This window comes from candidate division KSB1 bacterium (assembly GCA_022566355.1).
Classification (GTDB): domain Bacteria; phylum Zhuqueibacterota; class JdFR-76; order JdFR-76; family DREG01; genus JADFJB01.
This window is the reverse complement of record JADFJB010000076.1, coordinates 1-23,160: the sequence shown is the minus strand read 5'-3', so window position 1 is coordinate 23,160 and position 23,160 is coordinate 1. Positions and strand designations below refer to the sequence as shown.

Annotated in this window: 16 protein-coding genes and 1 pseudogene; 12 read left to right on the top strand and 5 right to left on the bottom strand. The window is 40.3% G+C overall.

Features of this window, described 5'->3' with window-relative positions:
• A partial coding sequence (locus tag IIC38_13320) for a response regulator (protein MCH8126923.1) occupies positions 1 to 320 on the bottom strand: 320 nt, incomplete at its 3' end.
• A gap of 782 nt (positions 321 to 1,102) precedes the next feature.
• On the opposite strand from IIC38_13320, the gene IIC38_13315 reads away from it, so the two are divergent.
• Positions 1,103 to 1,255 (top strand): DUF5118 domain-containing protein, encoded by a 153-nt coding sequence (locus IIC38_13315; GenBank protein MCH8126922.1) that lies wholly within the window; start codon positions 1,103 to 1,105, stop codon positions 1,253 to 1,255.
• On the opposite strand, the gene IIC38_13310 is transcribed toward IIC38_13315, so the two are convergent.
• Both IIC38_13310 and IIC38_13305 read right to left on the bottom strand, forming a co-directional pair.
• The gene (locus tag IIC38_13310; GenBank protein ID MCH8126921.1) at positions 1,182 to 2,483 is read right to left on the bottom strand and encodes a type II toxin-antitoxin system HipA family toxin; all 1,302 of its coding nucleotides are present in this window, start codon (positions 2,481 to 2,483) and stop codon (positions 1,182 to 1,184) included. The two genes, IIC38_13315 and IIC38_13310, sit on opposite strands and share 74 nt — an antisense overlap.
• The gene (locus IIC38_13305) at positions 2,477 to 2,809 is read right to left on the bottom strand and encodes a helix-turn-helix domain-containing protein (protein MCH8126920.1); all 333 of its coding nucleotides are present in this window, start codon (positions 2,807 to 2,809) and stop codon (positions 2,477 to 2,479) included. Before IIC38_13305 ends, IIC38_13310 begins: the two co-directional genes overlap by 7 nt.
• A gap of 453 nt (positions 2,810 to 3,262) precedes the next feature.
• On the opposite strand from IIC38_13305, the pseudogene IIC38_13300 reads away from it, so the two are divergent.
• From IIC38_13300 to traF, 5 genes and pseudogenes are all read left to right on the top strand, one after another.
• A pseudogene (locus IIC38_13300) lies at positions 3,263 to 5,689 on the top strand (zinc-dependent metalloprotease).
• Positions 5,690 to 5,751: 62 nt separating this feature from the next.
• Positions 5,752 to 5,913 carry a hypothetical protein gene (locus tag IIC38_13295; GenBank protein ID MCH8126919.1) on the top strand — a complete coding sequence of 54 codons (162 nt, stop codon included), beginning with the start codon at positions 5,752 to 5,754 and terminating at the stop codon, positions 5,911 to 5,913.
• A 37-nt stretch (positions 5,914 to 5,950) separates the two neighbouring features.
• Positions 5,951 to 6,259: a TIGR00366 family protein gene (locus IIC38_13290; GenBank protein MCH8126918.1), complete on the top strand. Its 309-nt coding sequence runs from the start codon at positions 5,951 to 5,953 to the stop codon at positions 6,257 to 6,259.
• A gap of 160 nt (positions 6,260 to 6,419) precedes the next feature.
• Entirely contained in the window at positions 6,420 to 8,474 is a 2,055-nt protein-coding gene (locus IIC38_13285) for a hypothetical protein (GenBank protein ID MCH8126917.1), read from the top strand.
• Positions 8,475 to 8,482: 8 nt separating this feature from the next.
• Entirely contained in the window at positions 8,483 to 9,736 is a 1,254-nt protein-coding gene (traF, locus tag IIC38_13280) for a conjugal transfer protein TraF (protein ID MCH8126916.1), read from the top strand.
• Positions 9,737 to 9,948: 212 nt separating this feature from the next.
• Here the strand turns inward: traF and lptG are convergent, their stop codons facing one another.
• Together lptG and IIC38_13270 are read right to left on the bottom strand one after the other, a co-directional pair.
• The gene (gene lptG, locus IIC38_13275) at positions 9,949 to 11,025 is read right to left on the bottom strand and encodes an LPS export ABC transporter permease LptG (GenBank protein ID MCH8126915.1); all 1,077 of its coding nucleotides are present in this window, start codon (positions 11,023 to 11,025) and stop codon (positions 9,949 to 9,951) included.
• Positions 11,026 to 11,092: 67 nt separating this feature from the next.
• A complete protein-coding gene (locus IIC38_13270) occupies positions 11,093 to 12,847 on the bottom strand; it encodes an LptF/LptG family permease (GenBank protein MCH8126914.1) in 1,755 nt (584 codons plus the stop codon).
• A gap of 480 nt (positions 12,848 to 13,327) precedes the next feature.
• Here IIC38_13270 and sprA point away from each other — a divergent pair, with 480 nt between their 5' ends.
• The 6 genes from sprA to IIC38_13240 all read left to right on the top strand — a co-directional run.
• Positions 13,328 to 19,399, top strand: a complete 6,072-nt coding sequence (gene sprA / locus IIC38_13265) for a cell surface protein SprA (protein MCH8126913.1) — start codon at positions 13,328 to 13,330, stop codon at positions 19,397 to 19,399.
• Positions 19,400 to 19,689: 290 nt separating this feature from the next.
• On the top strand, positions 19,690 to 20,619 hold the full coding sequence (locus IIC38_13260; protein ID MCH8126912.1) for a M28 family peptidase: 930 nt from the start codon (positions 19,690 to 19,692) through the stop codon (positions 20,617 to 20,619).
• A 312-nt stretch (positions 20,620 to 20,931) separates the two neighbouring features.
• Positions 20,932 to 21,330, top strand: coding sequence for a hypothetical protein (locus tag IIC38_13255; protein ID MCH8126911.1), 399 nt, complete (start codon positions 20,932 to 20,934; stop codon positions 21,328 to 21,330).
• Positions 21,331 to 21,355: 25 nt separating this feature from the next.
• Positions 21,356 to 21,820 (top strand): hypothetical protein, encoded by a 465-nt coding sequence (locus tag IIC38_13250; GenBank protein MCH8126910.1) that lies wholly within the window; start codon positions 21,356 to 21,358, stop codon positions 21,818 to 21,820.
• A 33-nt stretch (positions 21,821 to 21,853) separates the two neighbouring features.
• Entirely contained in the window at positions 21,854 to 22,819 is a 966-nt protein-coding gene (locus IIC38_13245) for a hypothetical protein (protein ID MCH8126909.1), read from the top strand.
• Positions 22,819 to 23,160: hypothetical protein (locus IIC38_13240; GenBank protein ID MCH8126908.1), on the top strand; the 342-nt coding region annotated here is incomplete at its 3' end. The genes IIC38_13245 and IIC38_13240, both read left to right, overlap by 1 nt.

The window sequence follows — 23,160 nt, the reverse complement described above, 5'->3', positions numbered from 1 at the left end:
TTGAATGGTTTAGTAATATAATCATCTGCTCCGGTATTTAATCCGATTATTACATCACTCTTTTCACTTTTGACAGTCAATAAAATAATATAAGTGCGAATATGCTCATCAGTGGCCCTAAGTTTTTTACATAATTCTACCCCGCTAAAGCCAGGCATCATCCAATCAAATATCGCTAGTTTGGGAGCATCTTCTTGCTGCAATATCTCCCAGGCCTGGTTACCGTTTGTAGCCAGAACGATGTCGTGCCCAACTTTATTTAAAATAAGCTCTAGAATTTTGACGGTATTCGGATCATCTTCTGCGATTAATACTTTCATGCATTTATGCTTTCATTTTGAGGATTTTTTGCGAGTAATTTAATGATCCTCTGTGATTATGGAATATGTTTATTCATTTATAAATCGGTTGAATTGTTGAAAAGAATTATAAGTAATTAGTTAGTTAGTTTAATTTATTTTTGAAAATTTATATTTGTTAAACCTGGATAATTCATAGCCACTAATAACAGTTCTGCTAATTCACAAAAGGCGATCCATACTCGTGATCTCTTTGATCTGCGATTTTTTCACACCAGCTTCTTTTGTATAACTGACCAGACCGTTTCTATTTCAACAATCTCGTCAATGATTTTATTACTTGACTTAACATTCATCTCTTTACCAATTCCGTTGAGATCGTCCCGGATAAATTGGTCACCGTTTTCCAGGAATGGACATTTATGCTTACTGGTCCAGGGACCTGCCGGGTTGTATGAATAAATTCACATCGTATGCCGGCGAGAGTTGCCAGGCGCCGTTTTTGTCCATCAAAAAGGAGATATTTTTGGTATGTTATCCTGGTTGCGGGCTACTACATTAAATGCCATACGGCGAAACTGCTGCTCCTAATTCTTATATGGCAGCTTGAGTTCCTGTATAACAGAAAATAATGATGGAAATATCCATCAATAATTGATTAATGCATGGGTTGTGATGGTTATAACAGTCATTATAAAACAATATTTGAACGAAATGAAGCGGAGTGAACAATCTCTTGATTTTATGGAATTTATGATATCAAGAGCCATCCTTCTCCGCCAACTCTTAACTCAGCTGCGGCTGTGACTGACAGCGGTTTGATCATCGTCCATAAAATGGAGGATAAGTACTACTTTGAACTCTCATATCTCCTTAAGGAATTCATAAAAGTCGATGAACGATCCCTATCCCTTCAACCTGCGATTGCTCCACACCAGCATCTTTTGCATAACTAGGCCAGTCTGATACCGTCTCAACAATCTCGTCAATGATTTTATTACTTGATTTAATATTCATCTCTTGGCCAATTCCATTCAAATCGTCCCGGGTAAACTGGTCCCGTTTGCCGGCAATAGACATTTGATGCATGCTGGTCCAGGGACCTGCCGGGTTGTAGGAATAAATCACATCGTATGCCGGTGAGAGTCGCCAGACGCCGTTTTTGTCCATCAAAAAGGAGATATTCTTGGTGTGGTCATCCTGGTTGCGGGCAACCACATTAAATACCATACGGCGAAATTGCTGCTCAGCATCTTTGTATGGCAGCCTAAGTTGACGCATAACCTGGAAAACTTGTTCATATGAGTAAGCGCCCGGAGAGTTAAAATCGAAATGAGCCATTGCGCATAGCGATAGCATGTGCAGTTTGTCGCCATTCCGGGTGCGGTCGAATCGCTGTGTCATAAAATGAGCGCGCCCGTCTTCTTCCAGAAGCTGACATTTCATCATGTTAATTCTGGCAGCTGTTGCCATTTTATAGTAGGCATATTCGATACGCCCATAACCTGCTGGATCTCCTAATGACTGGTCCGTTACGCCGTCAAACTTAAGCACCCAATACTCGAATCCTGGCAAGGCACTAACTTGTCCCGAGCGCACTTCTTTTGTTTCCGGGTTAAATGCCAGGACTGCTTTTGGGCGATTCCCGCCGGCAGAAGTTCCAACCCGAATGATGTTAAGTAGTGCCTTGGAGGTATACTCCAATTTGCCTGTAAGCTTTGAGCGGTCATCGGTAATTTTTTGTGCCAGTTTGATAAGCTCACTAATTTCAACCGGCACGGATTCCTCAACAGATTCATCTATTACCGGTGAAAACTCAAGAGCGCCCATACCACGTTTGCCTATATAACAGAGACGCTCCACCGGGCTGAAACTGGCTCTGGTTCGTCCCTGCTGTGCGAGCCAGGTATCGATAATGGCATTACCAAAATTGTCCGGAAGGGTGTCGGCCAGCAGACCCGGCAAACCCTGAAACGTTTGTTTTGGAAGCGCGCGAAAGTCGAATATCGGCGATCTCTGGCGGGCTTCTGCAAGCGGCATCTTTAACGGAGCTAAGTCCAATCCCTTTTCCAGAAAGGGCTTGTCATACTCGAATGCTGCGAACCCCCTGCTGGAATCCCAATTCACTGCGCCAACCAGGTCACCCCACAGCTCTACAAAAGCAATGTCAACCCTTTTCACCACTCAGATTCTCCTGGCTGTTTTCCCTCTTTTTGGCGTGAAGCTCGTAATCGTTCTTTGCCTTTGAGTTTCGCTAGTTGTAAAGGACTGATTCCCGGTTCTGGAAGGAAAGCGTTCAATTCTTCCAGCACATCCAATGACCTTAGGACCTGGATAAATGTTATCATGCCGGAAGGAGCGCCTCGTTCAATCTCACCGATAGTGGTGCGATTAAGACCTGCCGTTTCTGCTAATTTTTTCTGCGACCAGTTTTTATCCAACCTCTTGCGTTTTATGCGGCGCCCAATCTCCCGCAAGACCGCCAAATCGCTCATGCCATGCATATCCATAATGATGGTTATATCCTATATTATGACTATTTTTAGTGATTAATGATGGTTTTGATCCCCAATATATATTAAACAAAAAGAAATTGCAAACAAATGATAGCAATGATGGAAATATACATCAATATAAGCATTATAATATATTAATGATGGCTATATCTGATATTATAAAATGTCAAGCTGAGCGAAGTTAAGAATCTCTTAATTTTATGGAATTTATGATATTTAAGAAATCCTTCTCCGCAATTGGCGGATCAGGAAAACAAATTTATTGCTTTTTGAGCCATTCTGTAATACCACCGTTCGGTAGGTATTTAAACTTTAAGATAATCTGACATCCACCTAAATTGCTCATTTTTGCATTGCAAAAGTACAAAATAAATCCGTTTCTTATAAATGTTAAATTTGTTATTCGGTTTTCAAATGGGAATTTTAGTTACAAGAAAGGATAAAGCGATGAAAAAACTCCAATCACTTGTTCTTGTTTTATTCATGTTTGTTGTAGCCCTGGTTTCTGCAATGGCACAAGATGAAAAAGAGGGCGATGATAAAAAGGAAAGCGGGAAGATCAAACCGTACGGGGAGCTTATTACAGCTGAAGCTGTGACTGACAGCGGTTTGATCGTCATCCACAAAATGGCGGATAAGTACTACTTTGAACTTCCGTTCAACCTCTTGGAAAAAGAAATGCTTATCGTTACCCGTATTGCCGGACATGTTAAGAATTTAAATTTCGGTGGGGCGGGTATGAAATCCCGTCCCCAACAGGTGGTGCGTTTTCAGAGACACGATAACTCGGTGCTGCTGCGCTCGGTTTCCTACAACAGTGTGGCCGATTTTGAGGATCCGGTGTATCGTTCGGTACGCAGCAATAATTTCGAGCCGGTGATCATGAGCTTTAACATCCTTGCTTTTAATACGGATTCTACAGCCCTGGTATTTGAGGTCAACCCGCTTTTTACAACTGATGTGGATATGATCGGGGCTTTGAACCAGAACCAGCGCAAGAATTTCGAGATTAAGAGCTTGGACACCAAGCGTAGTTTTGTCGTATGGGCAAAAAGTTTTCCAAAAAATGTGGAAATGCGCCATGTGCTCACATACAAAGGCAGCAAACTTCCGGACAATGCAATTACGAATGCTCTGTCGGTCGAGATGAACCAGTCGTTTATCCTGCTGCCGGACAAGCCCATGCGGCCGCGTTACCATGATGCCAGGGTGGGTTATTTTTCCGTTCAACAAACCAATTACAGTCTGGATGCACAAAAAGCGGCCAATCAAAGATTCATTACCCGATGGCGGCTGGAACCATCCGATATGGATGCGTTTCGCCGGGGAGAATGGGTAGAGCCGGTAAAACCAATCAAATATTACATCGACCCAGCCACTCCGGAAAAGTGGCGGCCCTACATCAAACAAGGGATTGAAGACTGGCAGGTTGCATTCGAGATGGCTGGCTTTAAGAATGCCATCCTCGCCGCCGATCCGCCAAGTCCGGAGGAAGATCCGGACTGGAGTCCGGAAGATGTACGTTATTCTGTTATTCGCTACATTACCACAGATATTCAGAATGCACAAGGTCCCCATGTCCATGATCCGCGCACGGGTGAAATCCTGGAAAGCGATATCCTCTGGTATCATAATGTAATGAACCTGCTGCGCAACTGGTTTTTTGTGCAAACTGCAGCGATCAACCCGGAAGCGCGCGGTGTGAAATTCCGCGATGAAATCATGGGGCGGCTGATTCGTTTCGTCTCTGCCCACGAAGTCGGTCATACTCTGGGTTTGCCCCACAACATGGGATCCAGCGTTGCTTACCCGGTCGATTCACTACGCTCACCCACCTTTACCCAAAAAATGGGCACGGCGCGCCGTCTATCATGGATTATGCCCGCTTTAACTATATTGCCCAGCCGGAAGACGGAGATGTGGGGCTGATGACCGAATATCGGCGAGTATGACAAATGGTCAATCATCTATGGTTATCGCCCCATATTACAGGCAAACTCCGCCGAAGCGGAACGCCCGTTTCTTAATACTATGATCAAGGAAAGAGCTGGTAATCCTCTTTATCGTTATGGCGCGCGAAGTTCTGTGGATCCCAGTTCCCAAACCGAAGACTTGGGAGACGACGCCATCAAAGCCAGCATGTACGGCATCGCCAATTTAAAGCGGATCGTTCCAAATTTAGTGAAATGGAGTTCCGAGGAAGGGAAGGATTACAGCAGTCTCAATGAGCTCTATGGCCAGGTGATGGGTCAATTAGGTCGCTATATGGGACACGTTAGCACTAACGTTGGCGGCGTGTATCAAGACAACAAAACAGCCGATCAGGACGGCTTTGTCTTCACCACTGTACCAGCAAATCATCAGCGTGCGGCAGTCCAATTCCTGAACGATCAATTGTTCACCACTCCGCGTTGGCTGATCGATTCGGATATCCTGCGTCGTATCGAATCCAACGGTATGATGGACCGTTTGCGTCGCCTTCAAGTTCAGACGCTTAATCGCCTGTTCAATGCCGATCGCCTCAAACGACTTTCTGAAAACGAAGCGCTGGATGGCCCGAATAGTTACACGATAACCGAGCTGTTTTCAGACGTGCGTCAGGGTATCTGGTCGGACTTGCAATCTCGCCGAGCCATCGATCCTTTCCGCCGCAATTTGCAGCGCGCTTTCCTCAATAAAATGACGGAACTATTGGACGCCAAGGAGAGCAATTACGACCAATCGGATGCAAGAGCTGTAGCTCGAGGCACTCTGGAGCAGCTCAAGAAAGATTTAGAAAAAGCGATCAAACGCCAGGGTGATGATCTTTCGAAGTACCACCTTCAAGATGCTTTGAGCCGGGTGGAACGCGTATTGGAACCCACAAATAAATAGGATCTTAGTGCATAGCTTTCACAATAACCGTTAGGACTACAATTGAGATTATGGACAGAGACATGAGTACAACTTCGGGATTATTCCGGTTTCCCCATCCCCAGGTTCTTCTATCCGGCTGTGTCTTCCTGGCGGCTCTCTTGAGCTATGTTCTGCCGGCAGGTGAATTTGACCGACAGACTGACAAAACCACCGGTCGTGTTGTAGTCATCGCCGGAACCTAACCACGAAGGGTTACCTCTCCTGGCGTCCTCCCTGGGAATGATGGTAGCCCAGACAGCTATTCATTTCCCTGTCCCGAGCGTGAGCGGGCAGGCGGTCCTCACCATGCCGGTTTTGGTTCCATTGTCAGACCTACTGGGTTTGTCCAGACAAGTTACGGTGTTAGCCTACCAATACGGTGCCGGCCTTTGTGATTTGATAACCCCAACCAATGGTGCTTTGATGGCTATTCTGGGCGTGGCAGGTGTGAGGTTTGAGGAGTGGATCAAGTTTACCTTTCCTATCTACCTGGGCCTCATTGCTCTATGTGCAGTATCCATCGCAGTAGGGATTACGATTGGATTATAAAAAGACTTCACTTGAACTACACGTCCATTTTCCTATAATTTGTTCCCAATCGATACAAAATTCGCCCATACACGCTTCATATAAATACCGTGCTCATTCTTTAAATAATTTGACCGAAAATAATAACGAATTATAAAACAAGATACAGAAAGAGGCGGAAATGAACCAATCTATCAATTTTAATAAATTTCATAAACTCCTATATTTCGTTGCATTTATTTCAGTTTTAACCGTTTCCCTGTTTGCGGTATCCTGCTCATTCAAAGAGCCATCGGCTCCAACCTGGGATGTAACGGTTGCTATTCCATTAATCAACCGGGTAATCACCGTTGAAGAGTTGATTGAAGACACCCAATACCTGGCAGAAGGGGAAAGCGGTCTGGTTAATTTTGAATTTGAAGAGGAATTTAGTCGTTACGAAGTCGGAGATCAGTTGAAAGTAGCCGATTTGAATGAAACTTTTTCCTCCTCATTAGGTCAATTCAAAGTTCCATCCCCCGGCGTTCGAGCTGCATCAATGACCTTCGGCCAGATCTATCCGGCTGCTTACTTATTGGACGGACAGGTAACGCAAGTCGGGACCTTCGGTTATGACAATGTCGGTGTTTCGCTTCCTGGTTTTGATACATTCGTATCCGTATTGATTGGATCCGGGAGAATTCAAATTACAATTAGTAACAGGTTGCCTGTAACCTTATCTGCAGGGTTAGAAATTCAGGCAAGATCCCAAAGTACCAACGAGTTGCTTTTTAACATCCTGTTCGATTCCGACATTCAGCCGGGGACTTCGGCAGTTGCATCGACGGATTTAGCAAGTGTTCGTATTCCGTCTGACATCAAAGTCTTTTTGACCGGTGGTTCTTCCGGTAGTGGCGGCCAGCCAGTTGAAATCAATGCAAACACGGACGGTATCGATTTCCAGGTATATATCTCAGAAATTGTTGCTGTTGAAGCCCAGGCTATTGTGGAACCGCAGGAGTTTAGCGGTTCGGATAGTCTGGCGCTTGGCGACTCCATTTTGATTTCCAGCGCATCCATTGCAACGGGTCTCTTCAGAGTTGATATTTCCAACGATATTCCAATAAATGTCGATTTGGATATTTTTCTGCATGATTTTATAGATCCTGTCGGAAATTCTGCCGAAGTGAATATCAATCTTTTGTCCAATCAAACTGTTTCAGAAATTATTAATTTAGCCGGGTATACATTTAAACCGGGACGAAACCAGGATGGCTCCGTAACACATTTTAGCTGGAATGCCAGGGTGTTGGGTTCCGAAGGAAATATCATTACAGTAACGAGTGATGATGCAATCAGTCTCAGTATAAGACTGGCCAATTTATCGTTTTCGGAAATCAAGGGCTGGCTGGACAAAATTCACATTACACTGGATACGATGGAAGAGAGTTTTGATTTGCCGGATGATATCGAAGGCCTGCAATTCGAAGCAGGGAGGTTGGAATTGGTAATCAATAATGGTATTGGTTTTCCCATACACCCGGATATCAAGATTACTGGTGTCAATGAAAATACCGGCCAATCCGTAGATGTTTATGTTAGTCAGCAAATAGCGCCAGCCAATGGCGGTCCGGTACCTACTTCCATCGTTTTGGACAAAACCAACAGTAACATTATTGATTTAGTCAATATATTCCCAAATAAGATCATCGTCAGTGGTGTGGCGACTATTGGGGACGGCAGTAGTGAATCAGTGATCAGAAACACAGATTTTATCGAAACTACCGTGATTATTTCTGCACCGTTAAGCTTAAGCTTTCCATCCCAGTCGGTAAAGTTAGACGTAGAGACGGTAGAAATCGATGCCGATGTACAGGATCAACTGCGGGATAATGTGTTAAGTGGAAAACTAATGGCACAGATATCAAACCGAATTCCATTAGGTGTGGACTTTTCCTTTGTTATGAGCAGTCGGGATACCAGCGTATATACCAACCCGGAATTAACGATTGGGCCGTTGTCGCTTAAGCCGGCCCGAATTGCCGGGGGAAATGGCGTCGAAGCTGTCGTTAGTGATATTCTTGTAGAACTTACTCAACAGCAAATTGCTCTGTTTGCTAACGATGAAATATTTATTGGATTTTCTTTGAATTTGGCGGGCAGCGATGGTGAAATTGTCCGAATTTATGCGGATGATTTTATAAATGTTAAAGCCTATTGTGAGTTTACATATCATGTCGATCCAGAGGAGGAATAATTTTAATCATGAAAAAACTTAAAAAAATCACCGTTTTTATTCTCTTTTATGCTTTGTTTTGGACAGTAAGTTCCGAAGCACAAAATTATGCCAATGCACGCAGTCTTGGAATGGGCCAGATGTATACAGCAGTAGCTCGGGGATTAGCCGCACCGCTTTGGAATCCTGCTAATTTAGCACTAAACGACCGGCCGCCTTTTGCCCTTGGACTTTTGGGCGTAGGATTGAATGTAGGAAACAACAGCTTTTCAAAAAAGCATTATGATGCTTATATTGGTCAATATCTTTCATCCGCGGATATACAAACAATTCTTGCTACCGTCCCGGATGATGGGCTGAGCCTGGATGTGATTTCTGATGTTCAGGCTGTCGGTTTTGCAGTGGGTTATTTTGCATTGACTGTTTCCGCCAAAGCCGCTTCCAACCTTAAAATATCAAAGGATTACTTACGCCTTTTTTTAGAGGGAATTCGATGGAATGAAAGTTACGATATCGGTAATAATGCGGGTGAGGCGTTTGGATATACCAGTGTAACGACCTCAGTTGCATTTCCACTTGGTAAGTTTTTGTTTAATAAATTGTACTTTGGGGCCAATTTTAATTATTTGATCGGGTTAGGATACAGCAATGTAGTAGAATCCAGCGGTGAGTTTTATAACGGTTTTGAAAGCCAGGGTAAAGGAAATGTTAAAGTTCGTTACGCACAAGGCGGATCCGGATTTTCGGGCGATATCGGATTTGCGGCAAAGCAGGAGAAATGGACATTCGGCCTCTCGTTAAAGAATGTCTTCAGCAAAATAAATTGGGATAAAGATACGGAGCAATTTGAAGCCTATTTTTATACGGACGGCACTTTGAATGTAGAAAACTCTTCTGATAAAGATTCGGTTATCATCCACGGTGACCAGACAGTGGCTATCGATCCGTTTTCTACAACGCTGCCAGGTGAAATCCAATTTGGTGTTGCGAGACGGGGAAGCAATTTTCTGATTGCCTTCGATTATCACCAGGGATTTTCGGAGAGACCAGGAGTTACAACCAAGCCTTATTTTGGATTTGGAACCGAATGGAGTGGGATTGGATTTTTTCCATTGCGTTTTGGTATTGGTTTTGGGGGCAGAAATGGAGTTTCGGTATCAACAGGATTTGGTCTTAAACTGGGATTTATTCATATAGATTCAGGGGTTAGTATTAGCGGTGGATTAGTACCATCAAAAGCAAAAGCAATAGGATTGGCGCTTTCGACCGCATTTGTTTTTTAAAGATTTTTTAAAGGCTTCCTCCCTCCCAACGGAAGGTCTGTCTTCGGACAGGCCTTTTTTATTTTAGACATTTACCTCTCATCAACAATATTTAGCCAATATGTCGAATCGCTTAATCCTAAATCCGAATCTCGAAAACCGAAACAATGTCGTAAATTTTCAAATTCAAATATTAGAATTATGGTTAATTGTACTTTATTTTGCTGTAAACTTTATTTTCTAGCTGTTGCCATCAAAAGAATCCCTATCCCGGCAATGATGATATTGCTTCCCCAGCTTGCCAAAACCGGGTGTAAAATGCCATTATAACCTAAAGTTTGCAGCGTTTTTACCAATCCAAAGAACAAGAAGCAAAACCCCAGGCTAATCCCAAATCCAAGAGCTTTTCCGCTTCTTTTACCTGAAGCGGCCAGAGGAATACCAAAAAGTACGATTACGAAATTGGAAAAGGGGAATGAGAATTTCATGTGTAAATCTACCAGCCATTTGGTGGTGTCAGAACCATTTCTCTCAACCCTTCGTATAAATTTACGAAGTTCGCTGTGATTCATCTCATTGGGTTTTTTTTGAACTTTTCCTAATTCCGTAGGGCCAATGTCAAAATTCCTGACTTCCAGGGTTTCAAAAGGAGCAATTTGCTCAGTGTCCTTTGTGAAAATCCTGGAAATTCCTTCTTCCATTATCCAATGGCCGTCTTGCCAGCGCATTTTCTTTGCATCAACACGTTCAACCAAACTTCCCTGTTTATACTCCTGGATCATTACATCATACGCGGTGTTCTCCTTGCTGTCAAAATGTGAAATGAACACTCTGGTATTTTCATCCTGCAAAATATTAATATTATTTTGTTGCAAGAATATCTTTTCCGATACTCTGTCGAGATATTTACGTTTTATAGTAAATTTCTTTTGGCTGGCCGGCGGCATAACGTATTCCGTAAAAAGAATCATCAACAAACTAATGACGAACCCCAGTATCAACAGGGGAGTTGCAATTCGATTTAAACTGACCCCTGAGGTCTGCATTGCAATTAATTCATTGTGGCGAGCCATGTTTCCTACTGAAAATAGGGTGGATAACAAAACAGCAATCGGTATGATGAAAATAATAATATAAGGAATAAAGTAGATATAATACTGAATCACTATTTCATTTGGTACTTTTCTATCGATGAATTTATCAAGGTTTTCAACCAGGTCGATTATCATAAAAAATATAGTGAATATAACAACTGCAAAAACAAGCGTATAGAAAAATTGTCTGGAAATATACTGATCAAACTTGTTCATTGTATTGAATTGTGGTTAGGAATTTATGATACTTTAGAATATATAAGAAAATAATAATAAATTTGATTTAGTGTCTTTGACAAAAATTTAAAAATTCTCTTTTAAGCTTCTCAGGGTAATGTGGCTCATATTTTTTCATTTCCTCTAAAAGTTCATAAAAATAAAAACGATCCTCAAGTGATAGGGGATGAGCAATATCCTCAAATACATCATAAAGTAGTTTTAAATCTAATCCCTTGGCAGCTTGTATACGCTTTAAGAAAACAGAATCCGAATCATGGCTTGGACTTCCTTCGTCATTTATATCTTCTTTGATTTCTATTTGTTTATCTTGCATTGAGTCTACTTGCTCGGGTTTTTTAGACGACTCAACAAATTTTTTGCTGACTAAATCAGAAGATAATAATGTTGAATCCTTAATAGTTTCTTCAGGGTACTTCCTTTTCAGTTTTCTTATTCTTAATGGATTAACTTCCCCGACCGTAAAAACTACAAGAACCAATCCAATTATTCCCATAATAATGTCTGCAGACCACATCGCAAAGGCAGGGCTAACTATCTGACGGTCTGCAAGAATTTCTCCCTGGATTAACCCAACCCAAAACATCAAAAAAAACAGCATGCTAATTGCCACAGCTACACCCATGTTGCCCTTTTTGGTTACAATTCCAAGTGGCGCTCCGACAAAAATAAAAATGATACATGCTACGGGGATTGAATATTTTTTGTGGATTTCAACTTGAAGTGAACTGATGTTACGGGAATAACTTCGAATTAATCGTTTTTCCTGTTTGATTTGGTTTCGAGAGTTTTTTAACCGGGTCTTCACAATTTTGAATAGATCAGTGTTGGTTTTATCATATATATATACATCGCTATTAGATGGTGTAATCGGACCATTTAGGTTTTGAAATAGATCAAGAGGTAATTCGTTTACAAATTGCTGCTCAATCAGAGTGGCAATCCGTTCATTCCTTGTAGCTATGGATTCTCGATGTTTTTTGATATCTCTTTCCATCATTTGTGTACTTTTTTCTCGATCACCCCGATAACTTGAGCTGCTTCTTTTAAGGGAAAGCCCGGGAATATCGATGCTTAGTCTATGTCGGTTGAATGTTCCCCTACGATAATCCGAAAGATTATTGTAGTCTACTTCGTGGATCTCGCCATCATATAAATCCATGATTAAACGGTCAGCTTCTTTGTCGAATTGCAGAATCCCCCATTGTGCAAGGATTGTTTTTCGTTTATTGGGATTGGTTAAATCATCTATAATTATAGTTTCCAAGCGAGAACTGCTATCCTGATCGATAATCTTCTTTGTGAATAAATTGATATCGGGAATATCCGTAAATACCACATTTGGTTCTATTTTTATAGTAGGAATTTTTCGATAAATATCTTCTGATAAAAGTCGAGCACGATGATTAAACTCAGGCAGTATTGTGTTGTTGTAAACAATTAATCCGGCTGCCAATAAAATACCGGCAATCAAAACAGGCTTAAGCAGTTGAAGAAAACTGATGCCACTAGCTTTTATTGCCGTGATTTCATTCTCAGCTGAAAATTTACCGAATGTGAAAAGTGTGGAAACGAGAACACCCATCGGGAATGAAAGGGCAAATATCCATGCTAAATTTAATCCGAGTAATTCCAAAAAAGTGAGTATGTGGACTCCCCGGCTAAGCATTCGTCCTAAATCACGAAATAAAATGTTTAAAAGAAATATGAGGGTTAACAGGGTGATGGCAAATAAAAAGGGCCCAATATGCTCTTTTAGAATGTAGCGGGTAAGAGTTTTTAAAGATAGTGGATTTCTCATTCTATTTTTTATTCTTTGCTTTTATTTTAACCTCTGATAACAAGAGTTATCATCGAGTTATAAAAAGACAACCAACCTTAACCTTTACCAACTATCCTGCCAATAAAATAAATAATATTAGGAACTTATTTATATTGAGTTCTTTTAAATATACAATGCAGAGTATACCAAAGACAAACAAAGATAAGATTCAAAAATAGATTCCATTTATCCAGACTTTGAAATTCGATAAATTCACCGTCGTGCCGATGATTTAATGAGCTATTACAAAATTAATAATTTGATATCTTTACATGGCTTTCATTAGCCGGTTGGTAAGTTTTCTGAATTTCCCCTTGAAAATCGGGGTCGTTTTTGATAAGTTAACCGGCATTACTATTTGAAATATGGATTATTCTTAAGAGATGGAGGAATCAGCAGTTAGCGATTGATACGATAATTGTTTAAATCACTGAATATTTATGATATTGTATATTAGGCGTGCATTTTTTAAAGTATTTTTTCAGATTATCCAAACACCAGATTGTTAATGTTCGGTTGACGACTTTTTGGGTGGTTATCTTATCGCTAACGATCTTTTCTAACGAAGGGTATTCGGCCTACTTAAAGTTAAGTCCTACGTCCTCCTCCCGTAACCCGATTGTTGCATCTATCACCCAGCCTTCCTACAAGGGATTACGATATTCGATTATTCAAAATCCTCTTTTTCCCAATAAGATACCCGGGTTAAAAACGACTTATGAAATTCAGGATGATTTAAAATCTGTCTGCATCCAACAAACACTCTATGGCCAGGATTTTAAATTGCCTGTTCGCCTGGCGTTTCAAGATTACCTGGATATTCGCTATCAAATTGGCCAGGAACAAAGTTGGATTAATTATTTGTCAAATGGTCCGTTTGAAGAAAGCCAGGTGTCCAATCGATCTGGGGTAGGATTTGAAATTCCAATCCCCATCAAAAGTGCAGCTTTCCAGAAAATTTTTGGCGGCAGCAGTGTGGGATTACAAGTAACCGGAAATATAACCATTAATGGCGGATTACGGCACGAAAAACGAAGCCAGGTAAAAACAGCATTGAATCGACCCTCCGATTTCAACTTTAAAATGAAACAGACCCAACGCTTCACGGTTAAGGGAAATATTGGTGAAAAAGTGAATGTATTTGTAGACCAGGACAGTGAGCGTCCCTTCGAGTTCAACAATGCTGTTCGCCTCCAATACAAAGGCTTTGATGACGAGATTGTGGAAAGTATTGAAGCCGGTAATGTATCCCTCTCTTTGCCCGGTTCGAGGTTTGTTACTTTCAGTACAAAAAGTACCGGGCTATTTGGCATAAAGTCCAAGTTCCGTTTTGGAAATATGAAGATGACGGCTATTATTAGCCAGGAAAAAGGCCAAAAAAAGCGATTGTCCATTACAGGAGGTTCCACGAATGAAGCAAGTAAAATTGATGATTACAACTACCGCAAAGGTACATACTTTTTTCTAAACAGATATTTCAGAGATCAATTTTCAAATGTTAACCAGGATGGTATCCATCTTATTGAGGATCCAAATAGATCGATTGTTGAAATAGAAGTTTATAAATCTGAATTCAATGGCCAGGCTAGGATAGGAGAAGGCGTAGTACAGGGTTGGGCTATTGCTTTTCCTGAAGGAGCGAACCCGGCAAATCCGGACACTTTTTTTGTGGATCAAAACCATCATAAAGACTTTTTTAAACGATTGGAACAAACCGAATATTTCGTTCAGAAGGAACTCGGTTATATTGCTCTGGAAAGGCCACTAAGCACCGGGGAAGTGCTGGCAGTTGCATATCGTGATATATCCGGTAATACGGTTGGCGATATTAATTATCTTGACACAGGCGGCAGCAGCCGGATTATCTTACAGCTCCTTCGTACAAAGAATCCAATAGCCAGTGATGAAACTTGGGATTTGGAATGGAAAAATGTCTATTATCTGGGTACACGTAACATAGATAAGGAGGCATTCAACCTTAAAATCTATTTTAAGCCGCCAAGTGGCGATCCCCAGGAAACTTTAAATGAGCCCGGCAGCGACCCCGTATCTTATTTAGAAATATTTGGTTTAGACAGGCGTGATTTAAACGGTAGTCCTAACCCTGATAACCTATTAGACGACGATCCCAATATCATTAACTGGGCACGCGGAGAAATCATCTTTCCCGAGTTAGAACCATTTAATAGTGATAATTTACCTGCAGATAAACGGGTTTCCGCTATTTACGATACTACCGATCATCGATATATTACTTCACGTAGTAATTTTTACATTTCAACATCTGCCAAAATTAGACAAACCAGTTACAGCCTTGGCTTTAATGTGATCGAAGACAGTGAAGAAATTATGTTGAATGGCCGCAGGCTGCAAAGCGGTACCGATTACAATATCGATTATTTTAGTGGGAATTTAACTTTATTGGCGGAAGAAGCTACAGATCCTAACGCCTCCTTGGAGATCAGTTATGAAAGCAACCAGTTGTTCCAAATTGACCGGAAAACAATATTGGGTACTCGTTGGGATTATGAGCTGTTCAATAATTCCTTTATTGGTGGTACATTATTGTATTTGAACCAAAGTACATTGGATCAAAAAGTCCGGATAGGACAGGATGGTCCGATGACCAATTTTGTCTGGAATATAAACACATCTTTAAATTTCGAGCCTTATTTCATTACAAAAGGTTTAAATGCCTTGCCATTTGTGAAAACCAAAGAACCGACAACTTTTAAAATTGAAGCTGAATTAGCCGAGATCATTCCGAATCCAAATTCAAGAAGTAATGCCGGAACCGGTGATAATGAGGGCGTTGTTTATGTTGATGATTTCGAATCTGCAAAACGAGAAACCCCGCTTGGCGTCATTCGCAGGCAATGGACCATTTCGAGTGTGCCGAAATTCATTCCGGGTTGGATTAGTTATAATTTATTGACGAGCGATGTATTAAAAAATCAAAGCCGTGGCAAGCTAAATTGGTATAATCCGTTTTCGTTAGTACCAATTAGAGAAATATGGCCGGAACAAGATGTGAATCCGAATGTCCCGCAAACGGTGAATGTCCTGACATTGGAATTTGAAAGAAAAGCTCAGTACTTTGAGCAATCCTGGGGTGGTTTAATGCGGTATCTTTCCGCCGGTTATGCTGACCAATCGACAAGTAAATTTTTGGAAGTATGGGTTCATGGTGATGAAGGAAGGCTTCATTTTGAATTCGGTCAAATTTCCGAAGATGCCATTCCAAATGGAGGATTGAATACTGAGGATCAGCTAAGAAATGGAATTAGAAATGGTATTCTTGATGAAGATGAAGATACCGGGCTCGATGGCGTTGCCGGAAGAGATGGAGAAAATGTTCCCGGAGATGCCGGTGATGATGATTGGTCTTACACTTCCAAAAGTACCGATTATTCCAGGATAAATGGCACAGAGGGTAATCTCAATGATGATGGCGGTAGATTCCCTGATACTGAAGACCTGAACCGGAACGGCAGTCTGGATTTACGTAATGACTATTTCTCCTATAGCTTTTCGTTGGACAAATTACATCCCGATACCGAATTGATAGCTGGAGGTTTAGGATTGGATCCATCCGTCGACCGTGGCTGGCGTATGTATCGTATTCCGTTAGCGGATCCGGATACCGTGGTTGGTAACCCGCAATATACAAATATTGAATATGTTCGATTATGGGTGGACGAAGCTCCCAAAGACCATATATTAATTGAGATTGCAGAAATCAATTTAGTTGGAAGTGAATGGAAAGAGCGCGGCGTTATACCCGCCGGTCTTGATCAAACCCAAATTGTGGCGGATGATGACAGCACCATACAAATTACGGTTGTGAATACCTATGACAACCCTGATTATGAACCACCGCCAGGAGTCGCCGGCGTAGTGGACCAGATTACCCGCGTAATCCAAAGGGAACAAGCCCTGGTGTTGAAGATAGAGAATCTGGAGCCCGGTGCAACAGGAATCGTGCAAAAGACCTTTTTTAAATCTCAGAATTATATCAATTATGATAAGATGAAAATGTTTGTTTATGGTCGTGATCCTTTCGGTTTGAATATGTCTGCCGAAAACTCAAACATTGAACTTATCTTCAGGTTTGGCGCTAATGATAAAAATTATTATGAATTGCGAGAAAAAGTTTTTCCGGGATGGGACGCTAGGAATGAGATTGTTTTGGATTTTGAAGTACTGACCGGGCTAAAAAACAGGCCGGAATATCTTGAAGAGAATTATATTGCTGTAGTCACTGAAGATGGTGATACAATGAAAGTAGTCGGGAAGCCGTCTTTAACCAATGTGCGAGAACTTACCGTTGGCGTGGTTAATATGGATTCGTCACAATCATTTACCGGTGAAATCTGGATTAACGAACTCCGTTTGTCCGGTGTAAAAAAAGACCGGGGTAAAGCCCTTCGGGCACGGGCAGTTATGAAACTGGCTGATCTGGGTACTATCAACATGGAAGTGAACAGTATCGATGATGATTTCCGTACGGTCAATGAAAGATTCGGAAAAGGGAATAACAAGATTGGGGGTAACTTCAATGCCAGGCTGCAGATTGATAAATTTCTTCCTAAAGGATTGGGTATTTCTATTCCTGTAAATATTGGGTTTCAAAGATCCGAAGCCAGTCCCAAATATTTTCCAGGCAGCGATATTATCGTCTCGAAAAAAACAGCCAATGACAGCTTATTGGAAACCATCAAAACAATAAGTAAAAGAACAAATTTTTCTGTTGGTTTAAAGAGAAATCGTAAATCTCGCAACCCGTTATTAAAATATACGATTGATGCACTTTCCGTTAATTATAGTTTCTCAGAAACGTTTACCAGCAATTCAGTTATTGAAGCAGCAAAGTCAAAATCCTATACGGGTAATATTTCACATAATTTAAATATAAACTCGAAATTTGGCTTTAAGCCATTTGGCTGGTTGGGCAATGGCCCCATTGTAAATGTTCTTAGCAAGACCAAACTTTTCCTCTTACCGAAAAGATTTAACTATAAGTTGTCTTTTAATCGGAAACAGAATAATTCACTGAATAGAAATGGATTGGAAACCCCCAAATATTCATTTGTAATCAATCAAAATGTGGGAACTTCTTTTCAACCATTAAACCGTTTATCAGTAGATTTTTCCCGTACTCATGGTCATGATTTAAGAAATATATTAGATTGGACAGAAGTATTAAGCGGAGAGTTTGGGCGGCTTACTTCGATTTCTCAGTCTTTAAAAGGACAATATAACCCATCCTTGTCGAATTGGTTTAAATTAAATATTTCAGCAAATACCAACTTTAGGTATAACAACAATATACAACAAATTTCGCAAGGGAAGAGTGCTAGCAATCAAGTAAATTATTCTGCGAGTTTATCATTCACACCCAAAGCATTGGTGCGAAAATTCAGTAAAAAACCAACGACAAGAGGGCGGGTTAGAAGAACAGCTCCGCCCAAAAAAGAAAAGGAGGAAGAAGAAGATCAAGAGGGTGAGAAGAAAAAGGATGAAGATGACGAAAAAGATGACAAAGGTGGATTTTCCTTTCCAAATCCTTTGAAAATATTTCCATTGATTGGCTCCAATCTACAGCCGATTTCACTTCGATACTCTAAAAAGTTTTCCAAAAGCGTATATGGACTTGAAGAAATTCCTCCATTCAAATTTCAAATAGGCAGAACGTTTAATCCCGGACTGGTAGAATCACAAAATGTTGGGACCAATAGAGGATCATTTGTGAAAGGATACAATTTAGACGCGTCTTCCGGGCTTGATATCAGTGCTAAATTAAAAGTGACCTTAAAATATACCTATGACAATTCTCAAAATCAAACTACGGTAATTACCGGAAGCATAACGGATACGCGTTGGCGGTTTGGTGAAACAGAGATCCCTTTTCCCAACTGGACTATTCGCTGGTCAGGATTAGAGAAGATAAAATTCATCAAGAAATATGTTCAACGGCTTACTTTGGAACATGGCAGAACCGGTCGCCTGGTTACTAAGTGGCAAGATGTTTCAGATAATATTACCAATGAGACGTTTACGAACAACTTTCGGCCCCTTGTTGGCGCTACCATAACCTGGAAGGGCAGTCTCTCTTCCAATATTTCTTTCGACAAAAGCTTTTCGGAGACGGTTAACAAACGTAGTGGATCCAGTGCTACTAAAAAAACCAGGAGTGATATCTCCGCATCCATAACTTATTCCAAAAGTGGCGGATTAAGAATTCCTCTGCCCTTCTTAAAAAATAAAGTTATCAGAAATAATATTGATTTTTCTATGAATTTTACCAAAAGTTTAGATATTAGTGAACAGAGAAGAGGTGAAGAAGGTACTTACCAGGAATGGACCCGAAATGAAAAATGGTCGCTAACGCCTCGAATGACATATTCTTTTAGCTCGACTGTCAGGGGCGGTGTTCACTTTGAATTTGGCAAAACCAAAAACAAAGTGCTCGGAGAGACCAAAATAACGGAATTCGGTATTAATGTCAATATTATTATTTCAGGAAGATGAGTCTTTTCGCGACAATTTTCACCTTAAAAAGTTGACTTTAGGAAAGCGAAAAGGAATTTACAAATCACAAATCACAAATCACAAATACAAATCACAAATCACAAATAAAATCCAAATATCAATAACCACTAACCTGTAAAATTTATTTTCTTATGATAGCGATTAGGAATATGTCAGGTTCGTTATTTTGGAATTTGATAATTTGACAATTGTGATTTATTTGAAATTTGGGATTTAAGATTTTGAATTTTCTCTTAAAAAAAATGTCTTTAACTTGAGAGTTGATTAATATGAATTGGCGGTTAAAAATAGGTCTGTTATTGCTCTACTGTCTTTTGGTTTTGATTACCTGCCAGAGTCAAACCCAGACACAAACGCAAACCCAATCTGCAACACCGGTTTTTGATAAACAAATAGCATTCTCGTATTTGGAAAAGCAGTGTTCGTTTGGGCCGCGGATTCCTGGAACCGAGGGACATATTAATACCAGGGATTTCCTTGTTGAAGAAATGAAAAAATATACGAATAAAGTAAGAATCCAATCTTTCCCGTCTGTGAATTACTTGACCAACAAACGTACCCAGGCTTATAATATTATTGCTTCTTTCGGGGATGGCAATGCCCAGGTCCTTTTATGCGCCCATTGGGATAGCCGTCCGAAAGCCGACCAGGACAAGGAACCGGGTAACCAGGAAAAGCCAATCCTTGGCGCCAATGATGGCGCTTCAGGTGTGGCGGTATTATTGGAAATCGCTAGAATTTTTAGCAGCAACCCACCGCCATTTCCGGTTGATATCGTTTTCTTTGATGCCGAGGACATGGGGCGCAGCAGTCATGGTGAAGAGTTTTTACAGGGTTCTAGATTTTTCGCCAAGAATAAGGCCTTCAATTACAAACCCCGGGCAGCGATCCTGCTGGATATGGTCGGCGATGCGGACCTGGAGATTTACATCGAAGGCAATTCCCAGAATTATGCTTCCGATTTAGTCGACCAGGTTTGGACCAAAGCGGAAGAGTTAAACCTGCCGGAATTTATTCGGGAAGTGCGGCACACCATTACAGACGACCATTTGCCGCTGCAGCAAGCCGGAATTCCTGCCATCGATGTCATCGACTACGATTACCCGTATTGGCACACCACGGAAGACACTCCTGATAAATGCAGTCCGGAAAGTTTGGAGAAAGTGGGGAGGGTGCTGTTGGCGTTTATTTACCAGTGAGCACCTTGAGATATTTCGACTTTGCTCAAGCGGTGTCCTGAGCTTGACGAAGGGATAAACTTCGTCGAAGGGTGAATCGGAGAAGGGGTGAGAGGTAGAAACGGAAAAAAGAAGAATCGGAGAAGGGATGAATTGGAGAACCGGCGAAATACTTATTAAATCAATTATTCATTTCATTGGATCAATAGTGTTCGAAACACCCACAGTTCGACAATGAGTTCAACTCCTCAACGTTATAGAGTTACAACACAGCTCCATTAAAAGATTGTAGGATTGTATGGAAACGATCCAATTCAAGTAAAGGATTTAATTATGAAACTAAAATTCTCTCTATTAATTTTACTATTTTTTATTTTAAAAAATATTGGTTATGGTCAAAATTTTGAATTCAGTATTGATACCGAGCCAAAAATACCGGAAAAAGCCAAAATCTTTATTGTTTTAAAATTAAAAAACATTTCTAAATCTGAATTATTGATACCCCTTTTTACACATAGTTATCCAGCATTAAAATTTGATTTAACTGATTTACAATCAGGCAAGATTCATAGAAATTTTCTTAGTGGCTTGATTGACGATTATTATCTCTTGCCTGGTTATATTGGCAATTCAATTAAGCCGGGTGAAATTGAAATGGATATTTTTTCCTTACCATCGAAACTAAAAGCTGGTAAATATTTACTCGGAAGCAAGCTACTACACAGAACCTAACGAAGGTCTACGAAGAAAGGGGAATATGCTAGCTGCTAAAATGAAATTTGAAATTATAAAAATTAAAGATGATGCACAATATCTGGAAGATGCTCGGACAAATCTTAGAAAACAAAAAGATAAAGAGAAAGCAAAAATAAATTACAAGAAAGTCATTGATGAATCTTTAGAACCCGCTTACATAATGACCGCACTTTATGAATCATTACCCGTTTGGAATGATTTAATCGATAAAGAGCAAATTACTAATTTGAAAAAAAGATATAATGATTTTTCAAAAAGAGAGGCTTGGTTATATGATAAATTCACTCAATTTGAGAGTAGAATATATCGACTTGTTTTGTTAAAGATCAGTGGAAGATCTCCTAACATACTAAAGGAAAGCAAATTAACAGATGAAGAGAAATGTATTTTGAGAAAAAACCAAGAAATGTTTTTAAAAGTTGAAGAAAGAAAAAGAAAAGCTGCGGAAAGGAAAAAGAAGAGATGAAAAACGTGAAATATGATATGGCAAATGTGAGACGTGAGACGGACTTTTGGAGAAACGGAGCGAGTTGGAGGTTTTAAAATAAAAATAAAAATAGTTACCCTGTTCTGTGTTTTATTATCATTCTCGCAATCAGGCTGGTGCCAGGATTTACAGTTTGATGTTCTTTTAGAGCCTAAATTGCCGGAAAAGTCTTCTGTCTACATTATCGCTAAGTTAAAAAATAATACGGCAGATACATTCAGAGTTGCTCATTTTACTCATCTTTCTCCTGCAATTGAAATGGAGCTAACCGATTTGGAGACAGGTACAATTTATAATTTAATCAATTCAGAATCGCCATATTCTATGGACAGGTATCCAATAAAGAATAGTGGTGTGCCAATTGCGCCGGGGAAATTGTATATGAAGGTTATGAACTTGAATGGGATCCTGTATAATGGCTATTTACCGGCAGGTAAATATCGCTTAAAAGTTACTTATTATCCCGATGCGGTAGATGGTTTTTTTCATATCGGCCCGGTAGTTACTACTCAAAAAGAATTTGAAATCACCAATGTGCAGGAAGATAAGCAGCTTCTGGCAGCGAAAAGGTTATTTATGGATCGTGGTGATTGGCAGCAGGAAAAGCGTAATTTTAGAGAAATCATCGAGAAATATCCACAATCGGAATATTTAATTACTTCTTTGGCTAGAGGAAGGTCAGAATTAAGGAATATTATTAATGATTTTGCTGAACGGAATTCTTTATCACCAAAAAGTTTTGAAGATCGCAGGAATCTTTGGTTGGCTCATTTTTTTAAACAGATCAAAGATCCAACAAAAAGATTGATTTGTATTTACTTAGTTCGACCCACTTTTACTGCCTTAAATAGGGCAGAATTGAGCGAAGAAGAAATTACTCTGATACAAAAATTCGAACGCCAGCTAGAATCACTATCAAAAAGGCAAGAGCAATTTCGCAAAATAATGTTAGAAAGAAAAAAGAATAAAATGAAGTAATGAAACAAATATTGGGCCGTGAGACGGATAAAAGGAGAAATAAGAGCGGGCTTTGCTGCCGTTATGAAGAAATATCAAGCGCCAAAGATCGGCGAATAGATGTCTGTAAAATGAAATTAAAATTATTTACCCTGTTCTGTGTTTTATTATCATTCTCGCAACCAGGCTGGTGCCAGGATTTACAGTTTGATGTTCTTTTAGAGCCTAAATTGCCGGAAAAGTCTTCTGTCTACATCATCGCTAAATTAAGAAATAATACGGCAGATACATTCAGAGTTGCTCATTTTACGCACCTTTATCCTACAATTGAAATGGAGCTTACCAATTTGGAGACAGGTATG